This is a genomic window from Microcystis sp. M31BS1, assembly GCF_020245285.1.
Lineage (GTDB): Bacteria > Cyanobacteriota > Cyanobacteriia > Cyanobacteriales > Microcystaceae > Microcystis > Microcystis panniformis.
In genome coordinates, this window is the sequence record NZ_JADBVE010000303.1 from 17,281 (window position 1) to 29,847 (window position 12,567).

At 46.5% G+C, this 12,567-nt stretch carries 6 protein-coding genes and 2 pseudogenes; 3 read left to right on the top strand and 5 right to left on the bottom strand.

Annotated features, from left to right (window positions below; genetic code table 11):
• The first annotated feature begins 72 nt into the window (after positions 1–72).
• Positions 73–2,719 (top strand): annotated as a pseudogene (locus IM509_RS17485) (DNA gyrase/topoisomerase IV subunit A).
• Between the two features lie 3 nt (positions 2,720–2,722).
• A complete protein-coding gene (locus IM509_RS17490) occupies positions 2,723–3,406 on the top strand; it encodes a YdcF family protein (protein WP_052278283.1) in 684 nt (227 codons plus the stop codon).
• A gap of 272 nt (positions 3,407–3,678) precedes the next feature.
• On the opposite strand, the gene kdpC is transcribed toward IM509_RS17490, so the two are convergent.
• The 5 genes from kdpC to kdpA all read right to left on the bottom strand — a co-directional run bounded on the left by kdpC (position 3,679) and on the right by kdpA (position 10,035).
• Positions 3,679–4,335 carry a K(+)-transporting ATPase subunit C gene (gene kdpC / locus IM509_RS17495; protein WP_052278284.1) on the bottom strand — a complete coding sequence of 219 codons (657 nt, stop codon included), beginning with the start codon at positions 4,333–4,335 and terminating at the stop codon, positions 3,679–3,681.
• A gap of 174 nt (positions 4,336–4,509) precedes the next feature.
• Complete coding sequence (locus tag IM509_RS24185) at positions 4,510–4,716, bottom strand: potassium-transporting ATPase subunit F (protein ID WP_072927114.1); 207 nt, start codon at positions 4,714–4,716, stop codon at positions 4,510–4,512.
• A 202-nt stretch (positions 4,717–4,918) separates the two neighbouring features.
• Positions 4,919–6,115: a DNA cytosine methyltransferase gene (locus tag IM509_RS17500; RefSeq protein WP_128575329.1), complete on the bottom strand. Its 1,197-nt coding sequence runs from the start codon at positions 6,113–6,115 to the stop codon at positions 4,919–4,921.
• On the bottom strand, positions 6,115–8,274 hold the full coding sequence (kdpB, locus tag IM509_RS17505; protein ID WP_052278285.1) for a potassium-transporting ATPase subunit KdpB: 2,160 nt from the start codon (positions 8,272–8,274) through the stop codon (positions 6,115–6,117). The genes IM509_RS17500 and kdpB overlap by 1 nt, the downstream gene beginning before the upstream one ends.
• Before the next feature lie 15 nt (positions 8,275–8,289).
• The gene (kdpA, locus tag IM509_RS17510; protein ID WP_052278286.1) at positions 8,290–10,035 is read right to left on the bottom strand and encodes a potassium-transporting ATPase subunit KdpA; all 1,746 of its coding nucleotides are present in this window, start codon (positions 10,033–10,035) and stop codon (positions 8,290–8,292) included.
• A gap of 1,369 nt (positions 10,036–11,404) precedes the next feature.
• Here kdpA and IM509_RS17515 point away from each other — a divergent pair.
• Positions 11,405–12,567: pseudogene (locus IM509_RS17515) on the top strand (RNA-guided endonuclease InsQ/TnpB family protein); the annotation flags it as partial.

Sequence of the window (12,567 nt, forward strand, 5' to 3'; positions counted from 1 at the left end):
AGGGATAAACAAGGTTAAAACGGGCAAAATGCCTTATGATTCACAGCTAGACAGATTGAAAACGAGAGACTCATGGCCAAACAACTGGATTTCTTAGCTAGTGGTCAAATTATACCCACGGCCTTACACCAAGAGATGGAACGCTCCTATCTAGAATATGCCATGAGTGTGATCGTGGGGCGAGCCTTGCCGGATGTACGGGATGGCTTAAAACCAGTGCATCGTCGCATATTATACGCTATGCACGAACTGGGGTTAACTCCTGATCGCCCTTTTCGCAAATGTGCGCGGGTGGTGGGGGATGTCTTGGGTAAATATCATCCCCACGGTGATCAGTCAGTGTACGAAGCACTGGTTCGTATGGTACAGGATTTTTCCAGTCGTTACCCACTTTTATCGGGCCATGGTAACTTTGGTTCGATCGATAACGACCCCCCGGCGGCCATGCGTTACACAGAAACCCGTTTGGCCGGCATCGGTGATCAGGCGGTTTTAGGGGGAATTAGCGATGCTATCGTTAATTTTAGCAGTAATTTTGATAATTCTCAACAGGAACCGGTTGTTTTACCCGCTCAGTTACCGATACTGATTCTTAATGGTTGTTCAGGTATTGCGGTGGGGATGGCGACTAATATTCCTCCCCATAATTTAGGGGAAGTGGTGGAAGGTTTAATCGCTTTGATTGATAATCCCGATTTAAGCGAGGAAAAGTTAGTAGAAATTATCCCCGGGCCCGATTTTCCCACGGGAGGCGAGATTTTAGATGATACTGGCATTCGCGAGGCTTATCGCACCGGTAGGGGGATTATTCCCGTGCGCGGAGTGGCGAAAACTGAAACAATTATCATTGAGGGCAAGCGCCGAAGGGAAAGGACGGCAATTGTGGTTACTGAGTTGCCTTTTCAGGTGAATAAGGCGGCATGGATTGAAAAAATCGCCGAATTAGTTAATTTAGGGAAATTGGAGGGAATTGCCGATATCCGCGATGAAAGCAATCGCGAAGGCATTCGGGTGGTGATTGAATTAAAGCGGGAAAGTCAACCGCAGCAGGTTTTGGCGGCTTTATACCAACAAACGGCCCTACAGACTAATTTTGGGGCGATTATCCTCGCTTTGGTCGATAATCAACCCCGGCAGTTGTCTTTAAAAGAAGTTTTACAGGAATTCTTGCGCTTTCGAGAAACAACTCTCACCCGTCAGTATGGCGATGAGTTGCAACAGGCCAGCGATCGCTTACACTTAGTCGAGGGTTTATTATTAGCTTTGCAGAATATCGATCGAGTGGTGGATATTCTCAAAAATGCTCCCGATGGGACGACGGCTAAGTATCGTTTTCAGGCAGAATTGGGCATTAGTGACGCTCAAGCTGATTCTATCTTAGCTATGCCTCTGCGTCGTTTAACTGGTTTGGAAAGACAAAAGTTAGAGACGGAAGCGACGGAATTACAAACAAAAATTCAACAATTGGAAACCCTCCTCCATAACCGTCAGGAGTTTCTCAAGTCTCTGAAAAAAGAATTGCGCTCTTTAAAGAAAAAATTCGCCGATAGCAGACGGACAAAAATTCGCACCGGGAAGTCGGGGGACAGGAGACAGGAGACAGCAGGGAAGAAACAGGATTCTGTTGTTAAAAAACAGGAGACAGTCCCGATGAAAAAATTTTCACCCCCACAGATGAAAGAGGTTTCCTTACCTACACCCCACACCCCACACCCCACACCCTACATCCTCTTTGAAGTCAGAAGTTAAAAAACAGGAGAATAAAGTTAAGAAAAAGTCTGAGAGTGAGAATGCACCGAGTTTAAGTCTATTTACGCCCCAAGAACCCCCAGAAAATGCGATTTTATTGCTTGATGCCGAAGATAAAATCAGTTGGACGACACCAGAAGAGCGAGCGCCGGACTGGGGTTTAATTATCTATCAACAGGCGATCGAAAAACGGGAAAATTTCCTAGTTATCCTCGATAATGCCAAAGCTTACCCGATTGCTATCCGGGAAGTTCCCCCGCAAGCGAATCAACCAGTATTAATCTCCAGTCTGCTGACCAAAACCGCCCAAAAAGAGTCAGAAGCGGTGTTAAATCAATTTTTCTTCACAGAACCTCAAAAAAATCAAGAATTGCTTTTACTGAGTCAACAGGGGCGAATAAAGCGACTTCCCATCAATGAATTAGAGGGGGTTGGTAGTCGGGGTTTGTCCCTGATGAAATTGAAAGAAGACGATCGCCTATATGGTGCTATTTTTACTCACGAGGGCCTGGACTTAGCGATCGCCACCAGTAGCGGTCGGGTGTTGCGTTATCCCGTGCGCGAGGAATTATTGCCAATTATGGGTAAATCTGCCCAGGGTTTGGCAATTTTGCGGTTGCGCTACGGGGAACATCTAGCTGGTTGTGTTTCTCTCCCTCATCGGGAAAATCTGCTGCTGATTTCGGGATTAGGTTACGGGAAAAGACTAGGGATCGAGAATTTACGTCTATCACAATTAGGCGATCTTGGTTCACCTGCTTTACAATTCGTTAACAAACAGGATAGTTTAGCGGCCATGGTAGCGGCCCGGGAGGGGAGTATAGTGTTATTAAGTACCAATCAGAATCGAAAACTACCCTTAGAGGTAGAGACTGTGACAGTTACGGGTAAAGACGGGACAGGTTCACAATTAGTTAAACTCAACCCCGCAGAAAAAATTATCAAAGCACAATTGTTACACCATCTCTAAACAATGGGGAAAAAATCGAAAAATTTTGTGCGTAAACACCGGCATTGGCAAAGATGGTTAAAACTAACTCTGATTCTGGTTTTTGGGTTTATTATCCTTAATCTAGCGATTAATTTAGCCGTCCGCTTGCCAATTAATCAACAAAAACCCATTGATGCCATCTTAGTTTTGGGGGGCAGCATTCGTCGGGAAATTTATGCAGCTAATCTGGCCCAGCAATACCCCAATATACCGATTTTGATTTCCGAAGGCTCGAAAGACCCCTGTATTTTATTACTATTTGAACGGGCAAAAGCGCCAAAAACTAACGTCTGGTTAGAAAAGTGTGCTGATTCTACCTTCGGCAATTTTTTCTTTGCCGTGCCAATTTTAAAACAATGGGGAGTACATAAAGTAAAAGTCATCACCTCTCCTACTCATTTACCTCGCGCTCAATGGTTAGCAGCAATTCACTTGCAATCCCACGGTATAGCAGTAGAAATCGATGCAGTCAGAGAAATTGGTATTCCGGGTAATCACGAATCAAAGCTAAAAACTGGTTTAGATGTGACTAGAAGTATAATTTGGGCTTTTGTGGGACAATTAATCTCTCCCCCCTGTTGGCAAGTCATTCCCTTAAATTCCGTTGATTTAGAAGCTTGGCGCGATCAAGGTTTTAAATGTGAATCCCAAGGTAAGATCAGCTAAACCATCCTCTCCCAGTTAGTTTTTTAGCGGCTGCATCCCATTTTTGTAAATCTACTAACTTGGGGTTTTTAAAGGCAAACTCTCTCTTGCGGCTCTTCTCGACTTTGTGTGATAATTTTTGCTTATGGAATCGTGAAATGCTTATCAGGCAAGACTTTTAGTCCTATTTGGCGGAATAAACTATCAGTATAGACCTCGTTTCCACACAGAAACCAGAAGAGCCCTCTTGCCACTTTCCTATACCTTTTAAACAGGATTTAGCATCAGAAACCCTATCGGGAATTTGCGCGGGAATTTGCGATCGCATCTAGAGCCAAATTCAGTTTCAGCAGGTTAACCCCCGGTTCGCCGAAGATGCCGAGAAAGCGCTCGTCGGTGTTTTTGATAACGAGGATCTCCACTTGATTCGTCGGTAATCCCCGCGAGCGCGCCACCCGCTCGATCTGCGACCTGGCGGCCTCTGGGGTGATATGGGGATCGAGACCGGAACCGGAGGTATATACTAGATCTGCGGTGGGTTTAATTGCCGCTTTCTCTAATCGGGGAATCTCCCCCTCCAGTGCTTTTTTCATGTCGGAATCGGGTTTTCCTTTAATGCGATCAATCAATGCGGGGTTACTAGGGGCCAGGTTACTCGCTCCCGAAACTCCGGTTTGCAGGACTTTGTTAGGATCGTTTTTCGGAGCGGCCGTACTGTAGGCGGTGGTACTTGGACGACTATTGAAATAGCGATCGCTGGTGAAAGGTTGCCCAATTAGAGCCGAACCCACCACTTGACCTTGATTATTGGTAATTAAACTCCCGTTTGCTTGCCAGGGAAAAAGAATTTGACCGATGGCGATCATCGAGAAAGGATAGATCAGCGCAGTGATCACCCAGAGAACTAGGGTAGAACGGATGGCTCTACCGGCCTCGCGTGCAAAACTCATGATTAGACCTCTTAAGTCGGGTTTGCGGCAAAAAGTTTGTTGGTGGGGTTAGGAGTCAGGAGTCAGGAGTCAGGAGAATTAAGAATAAACAACAATCAATGAAAGAGTCTATTTAGAGATTTTCTGCTTTTTCCCATTTTTGAACTCTCAAAAATTAATTGTGCCAGAAATCTCTTAAAACCTCTCCGGTACAAAGATGACAAGGAATAGGTAGATAAATAAAGCAAAAGCGACTAATCCTAAAAGGGTTAATGCGAAGGATTGCCCCCTATTTATAGTGCTTCCCGTAGAAGCTTGAACGATGGAGGAGAAAAGAATTGTTAGACAGAAATTTAAGAAAATATACCAGAAAAATCGGTATTTTCTAAGGGATGCTTTCATAAGAATTAGAGTTTTTTGGAGATTTGTTTTTGCCAGTAAATCAAGAAAATAAGTAGGTAGGCGTTAAAAATTATCAGACACCCCCCTTATCAAGGGGGGATTAAGGGGGGATCGACACCCCCTTATCAAGGGGGGATTAAGGGGGGATCAAAGACAAAATCTATTTTCAATTTAATTATAACCACTTACTTAGCTATAGTTGTCAATAGGTTGTCTTTTTCCCCTTTTTCAATTCATAGTTAAGAATACATTGGCCCACATATCTGGCCAAATTAACAGGGACAGCATTGCCAATCATTTGTTCTAGATTAGATTTTGTTCCAGCAAAAATAAAGTCTTTAGGAAAAGTTTGAATATAGCTTCGCTCGATTGTTGTTAACGGTCTTAATTTTTCCTTAAGATGACAAGCATCCCCGGGATGTTGTCGATAGGTTTTGGGAACTGGTCGATTTACTCCTCGAATAGTAGGGCTAGGTTCATAAATACTGAATATCGCCCTTCTTTGATAGCTTCTAGGATGTCTATAATAGTATTCTATATCTAATTCTTTGCCCATATAGTCAAATACAGTCAGAGGTTGACTTGATAAATTGTTATTGATTTCATCGATCAAAAAATCATCTTCTTCGTTCATTTTACCGATCAGAAAATATCTTTTTCTAGTTTGAGGAACTCCGCAGTAACAAGAATTAATAACTTTTCCAGTTAAACCATAACCATGACTTTTAAAAATTTGTTTTGCCTGAGTGAGTATTTTACTTTTCTCAATTCTATCCACATTTTCCATAACGAACCATTGGGGACTTACTCTAGTGACAATTTCAGCGAATGTGAGCGTTAGATTCGCTCGTCCTAAACCCTCGTTTCTCTTACCGGCACTAGAAAAGTCTTGACAAGGAGGGCTGCCGACAATAATCTCAGGATTATATTGAGCCAATATTTCTTGATTAGATTCTCTAGACAAATCGACATTAAATATCGGATGACTAAAGTTATTGCTATAGACATCTATAGCAGGTATCCAATTATCAAATGCAGCCACAATAGTAAACCCCGCTTTCTGGAAACCTAAAGATAAACCACCACAACCAGCAAATAAATCGATTGTGATCATTTTGCTCCCTCCTCTAAATTGACTCTCGAAAGCATAAAATAAATTATCGGAATCGGGAGCTAAACCGTATAACTCTTGTGTACTTAACTCCGCCGGTTGAATTTTTAAATTTTCATCGAGTTTCAGATATATATTTTTCATTCCTTTCCAATCCAAGTAAGCGCACAAAGAAGCTGGAAATGAGGAATTAAATTGATTTTTCCCCCATGTTTCTTTTTGGCTAAAATCCCGATTCGAGTGCTTCAATCCGAATAAACTAGGCTTAAATATTGCCGATTTTCCCATTACCTCAACCCGATCGCTGAAATTATCTCATCAATAATCTTAATAGCAATAAACGGCGCGATCACGCCTCCCACGCCGTAGATGAGGATATTGCGCCGCAATAGTTGGTCGGCGGTGAGCGGGCGAAATTGAACGCCTTTAAGTGCTAGGGGAATCAAAACGGGGATAATCAGGGCATTGTAGATCAGGGCTGAGACGATCGCCGATTGAGCGCTTTTCAAACCCATAATGTTTAAAGCACCGATCCCGGCAGCGGCGAAAATCGTCGGGATAATGGCGAAATACTTAGCAATATCGTTAGCTACCGAAAACGTGGTCAGGGCGCCGCGGGTAATTAATAACTGTTTGCCGATGGTCACTAAATCGATCAGCTTGGTCGGGTCGGAATCGAGATCCACCATATTAGCCGCCTCCTTCGCCGCTTGGGTTCCAGAGTTCATCGCCACACCGACATTAGCCTGGGCCAGTGCCGGTGCGTCGTTAGTGCCGTCCCCCGTCATGGCAACTAACTTGCCCTGGGATTGCTCGCGACGGATCACCTCGATCTTATCTTCCGGGGTAGCCTCGGCGATAAAATCATCCACCCCCGCCTCCGCCGCGATCACCGAGGCCGTGATCTGGTTGTCGCCGGTGAGCATGATCGTTTTCACACCCATGCGCCGTAATTGGTCGAAACGCTCTTTTAATCCTGGTTTCACTATATCTTTGAGATAGATCACCCCGTAGATATCGTTACCCCGACAGACGGCCAGGGGAGTTCCCCCCAAACGGGAAACCCTTTCCTGTGCCTGATCGAGGCTGGCGGGAACGGAACCACCCCTAGAACGGACGAAACCTTTAATCGCTTCTACGGCCCCCTTGCGGTATTCCTCCCCGTCCCTATCGGTGCCGCTCATGCGGGTACGAGCCGAGAATGGGATTGCCTCACCGGGTTGGCCATCGATATCGGGGTTTGCGCCCAAATTCCGGGCTAAGGTAACGATCGAGCGTCCTTCCGGGGTTTCGTCGAAAAGGCTGGCCGCTAGACAGACCTGGGCTAATTCCTCGAGGTTATGACCGTTGGCGGGGATAAATTCGTCAGCCAGCCGGTTGCCGAGGGTGATTGTTCCCGTTTTGTCGAGAAGGAGGGTATTTACGTCACCGCAGGCTTCCACGGCGCGTCCAGAGGTGGCGATGACATTAAACTGAGCCACACGATCCATCCCAGCGATGCCGATCGCACTCAATAAACCGCCGATCGTCGTGGGAATGAGGGCGACGAGGAGGGAGATCAAGATGGCGATACTGGAGCCGGCCCGAAAGGTATTCGCCACCGCAGGACTGAGGCTCGTTTCCAGAAAACCAGCGATATAGTTCCCAATCGGCGGAATCGTGGCGACGACAATTAAAAAGACTTGGGTTAACACGGCTAGAAGTACCGTCAGCGCGATCTCGTTGGGGGTTTTCGTGCGCTCGGCCCCTTCCACCAGGGAGATCATGCGATCGATAAAACCCTGGCCGGGGTCTTGGGTGATCCGCACTGTCAACTCGTCCGAGAGAAGCCGCGTACCACCGGTGACGGAACTGGCGATGTCGGTGCCGGGTTGTTTGAGGACCGGGGCCGATTCTCCGGTGATCGCCGATTCATCCACCGAACCGATTCCCTCGATCACTTCCCCGTCGGCGGGAATCACGTCCCCAGCCAGCAGTTTTACCCGATCGCCCCGACCCAAGGCCGTGGAACTGACCGACTCGATCGAACCGTCGGCCAGGATTTTTCGGGCGATCGTGTCGCTGCGGGTCGATCGCAGGGCATCGGCCTGGGCTTTTCCCCGTCCCTCGGCGATCGCCTCGGCGAAGTTGGCAAACAGCACGGTTAAGAAGAGGATCAGGGTGATGATGCCGTTAAGTAGCCGTTGTTGTCCCTTCTCCCCAGCGATCGTGCCGAATAGATACGGGTCGATCGTCACCAGGGCCGTGACGATCGTTCCCAACCAGACCACGAATAGGACAGGGTTACGCACGGCGATGCGCGGGTCGAGTTTGAGAAAGGACTGCCGGATCGCGCTTTGATAGAGACCGGTCCGGTTTACCTTGGGGGTATGGCGCCGGTCGTCCCGGCGACCTCTCGGCACTCGCAACGGTCGGGGGGATTTGGAATTTCCTTTGTTCGTTCTCATAAATTATCTAAACTCCTAGCCGATCATCCGGGTGATTTGAAAGGCTTCCGCGATCGGACCGAAGGCCAATATCGGCAAGAAAGTCAGCGCACCGAGAATTAAAATCACCCCCGCCGTCACGCCGGTAAAGAGTCCGGTATCGGTGCGGAGGGTTCCGGTGGTGGCGGGAACTGGTTGTTTGCGGGACATCCCATCGGCTAACAAGAGCAGGGCAGCGATCGGGATATACCGTCCGGCCAATAAACTGAAGCAGGCGCTGAGATTCCACCAGAGAGCGGTCATCGTCGGTTTCGCCCCAGCCGCGATCGCGAGCGGTGCGGGTTGGGAGTCCCCCAGTCCCTCGAAGCCCGATCCGTTATTGGCGGCGGCGGAAGCGTACTCGTAGATAACTTGAGATAATCCGTGAAAGCCGGGGTTACTGATGCCCTGAAAGTCAGGAAAGGCAAGAGCGATCGCTCCAGGGATGAGGATGGCGATCGGGTGAACCAGCAGAATTAAAAAACTCGCTAACACCACTTCCCGTTTCTCAATTTTGCGCCCGAGGAATTCCGGGGTTCGTCCCACCATCAACCCGGTGACGAATACCGCGAGGATTAGATAGGCAAACAGGTAGGCGGTGCCAGTTCCCTGACCGCCGAAAACGATTTGCAGGAAGAGATTCGAGAGGGTGGCGAAGCCGCCGTTCGGCATCAAGGAATCGTGCATGGCGATCACCGCACCGCACATGGTGGCTGTGGTAGTTACCGCGTACAGGGCCGATTGCGCCCAACCGAAGCGTACTTCTTTCCCCTCGAAGTTAACCGCTCGATCGACCCCCAGCAGGGAGTTAACCGCCTGGTTGCCGTTATATTCCCCGATTGCGGTGATGATCGTAAAGCCGATGAAGATACCGAGGGGAATTAGATAGATTAACCGAGCTTGCTTGAGATTATCGGCGAAAATACCGTAGGTATAGATCAGGGAGGTGGGAATCGAGAGAATCGCCACCAACTGCACCAGATTGACGAATCCGTTCGGGTTTTCAAAGGGGTGGGCCGAGTTGCTGGCAAAAAAGCCGCCGCCGTTTTCTCCCAATTCCTTAATGATCTCGAAGTGGGCCACTGGACCACGGGCGATCGCCTGACTCAGGTTGGGGTTTTCTAGCGTCGGCAAGATCGCCGGGCCGGCGAGGGTTTCTGGGACTCCGGCGATGATCAGGGCAATTGCTCCCACGATCGAGAGCGGTAAGAGGATACGGGTGATCGCTCGGATCAGATCGACGTAGAAATTGCCCAACGGTCGCCCCGTCAGTCCCCGAATAAAGGCGATCCCCACCGCTAGACCGGTTCCGGCCGAGGTGAACATTTGGTAGCCGAGTCCCCAGATCTGACTCCCGTAGCTGAGGGTGGTTTCTCCGGAATAATGCTGTTGGTCGGTGTTGGTGATAAAGGAAATCGTCGTATGTAGCGTGGTGTCCCAAGTGGGGGCGGGGATCCCCGTCGGGTTGAGGGGAAGGACTCCTTGGCCCGCAATCAGGGAAAAAACCAGAATTGCTATTACTGCGTTACTGTAGAGAACGGCGCGGGCGTACTGCCAGCCGGTCATATTCTCTTTCCCTTTCACCCCGACGAAGGTGTAAAGAAGACTCTCGACTCGATCGCACAGTGGGTCGAGTAGGGTTCTCCGTTCCATGAACACCCTAGCCATATAGCGCCCGAAAAAGGGGGTGATTGCCACGATTATCAGGATCGTGAGCGCGATTTGAATCCATCCTTGCAACATGGTTCGATCAACTCCAAAAAAAAGCCCGTGGAGGCTCGATCAATGATCGACCGGGAAAATCACGGGTTCGCTGTCTCGAAACCGCTTGAGAAAACCAAGTTTGTCTAATCATTAGCGCTCGTTAACCAGTGGATGATCGAGGGGTTACTATCGCCTCTGCTGGTAATGATTGTAGCGATTTCTTGCACCTTGACAAGCTATATTTTTTCCGTTCGTTATCCTATCAGCTTTTACGCACTTATGCAGCAATACCAACAATTAGCAATTATCCTAAATCCAGTTATTAAAAACTGATTATCTATTCCCCCTTTTGCCTCTTGCATGAGTGCCTATCCTGATATGTTACCTATACTTAACGGATTTAGTATTATAAGTAGTCGTGCAAAATTAATTTCCTAGTCGAGACTCCGAGACAGGAGACTCCGAGACAGGAGACGGGGGACTCCGAGACAGCTAAGTAGTCGTGCAAAATAAATTTCCTAGTGAAGAAAGGCAAAGGGCAAGAGGCAAGAGGCAAAGGGGGGGTTAGATATGTGTAATTAATTTTGCCTAGGTACTTATCAGGGATCAGATTTGAATTTTTAGTTCACTGTTTACTGATCACAACAAAAAGCGTTTGGCTGACGGGTGACGGCTTGGATGTGTAATTAATTTTGCTTAGGTACTTAAGATAATTTTTCCGCCAGACTCACCGACCGATTCTATTTCTGAGCAGAGATTTACAACATTTCTTATAGGAATAAATTATAAACTCATGGGTTATTATCCTCTGAATAATAGCTGCTAACTCCTGAAAAGGAAGACTCTGTACCTAGCCATTAAAATAACTGCTATCCCACCTTTCAGAATTTGGTTCCGTGGGAATATTTTCTTCATCTTCCACTTCTGTCTGCGCTACATAATAGAATTTTAGGTCATCGAGCATATCAGTTATTGCTCTTTCTACAGCAATTTTTATCGAAAATTTTGGTTAAAAACCCGTCGTGAAACGACGGCTTTTCTTGATCTTTAATAGAGCATCTGAGAACTTCCAGTGGCGCACCTCTCAGTTATCAGTTATCAGTTATCAGTTATCAGTTATCAGTTATCAGTTATCAGTTATCAGTTATCAGTGGGTAAGTTATCAGATGTGATTTTTTAAGTGTGCAGTATTAAATAGAATTTTCCTACTGACTTGAAAGTGGGAAGTGGGAAGTGGGAAGTGGGAAGTAGGTACTACTTTCATCCTTGACGGTGTAACTTGTTGCATCGGTACTGTCTTTTTACTGATCACTGATCACTGATTACTGATTACTGATTACTGACCGACTTGACATTATTGATAGACCTAGTTAAAATAGAGTACAGATAGACACATTTTAAACCAACAATGAAAGCAAGGTATCAATATCGCCTTTACCCAACAGACCAACAAAAAAAGCTTTTGTCTCAGTTGTTCGGGTGCGTGCGTGTTGTCTGGAACGATACCTTAGCTTACTGCCAAGAACTCTAAGTACCTAGGCAAAATTATTTACACATGACGATCATTGCCCCGTAAGGGTTTTAGCTCGATCGGGCAGGTAATTAATTTTGCATGACTACTTATCAACAAGGAGAAAAAAAGCCAAAATATACCGAGTTTTCCAAAAGACTAACTCAGACTAAAAAAACAGAATAAAGAAAGTGGTTAACTGAGGTTTATTCTATTCCTTTACAACAGTCTTTGAGAGATTTAGAGACAGCCTATTCTAACTTTTTTGCATCTTGTCAGGGAGAAAGGAAGGGAAAAAAAGTAAAACCTCCCAAGTTTAAAAAACGTAAATCTCAACAATCGGCAAGATTTACTGACAATGGTTTTACCGTTAATCAACACCACGTTACTTTGGCAAAAATCGGTGATTTTAAAGTCGTTTGGAGCCGTCCATTACCCTCTAAACCTTCTAGCGTCACCTTGATTAAAGACGCAGCAGATCGATACTTTCTCAGTTTCGTTGTCGAGATTCGTCCTGAAACTTTGCCAGATAACAAGCAAACCATAGGGATCGATCTAGGGATTGCTACCTTTGCGACTCTTTCAACAGGGGAAAAGTTCAACGCACCAAAACCGTTCAAGAAACGATTAAAACGACTAAGAAAGGCACAGAAAAACCTTTCTAGAAAACAGAAAGGAAGTAAACGACGGGAAAAAGCCAGAAAACAAGTGGCTGAAATCCACGCAAAGATTAAAGACACTCGCACTGATTTTTTGAATAAACTATCCCCTAGAGTTGTTCGTGAAAATCAAACGATAATTTTAGGGGATTTAAACACATCAGGAATGGTTAAAAATCGTAAGTTATCCCGTGCCATATCAGACTGAGGATGGCGTTCTTTTCGAGATATACTATCAGCAAAATCTGATAAATATGGGCGTGATTTTCGGATAATTTCCCGATGGGAGCCAACGTCTCAGCGATGTTCCTGTTGTGGGAATATTGGCGGGAAAAAGGCGTTAAATATCCGCGAGTGGGAATGTCTTTTTTGTGGGACTTTCCATGATAGGGATGTAAACGC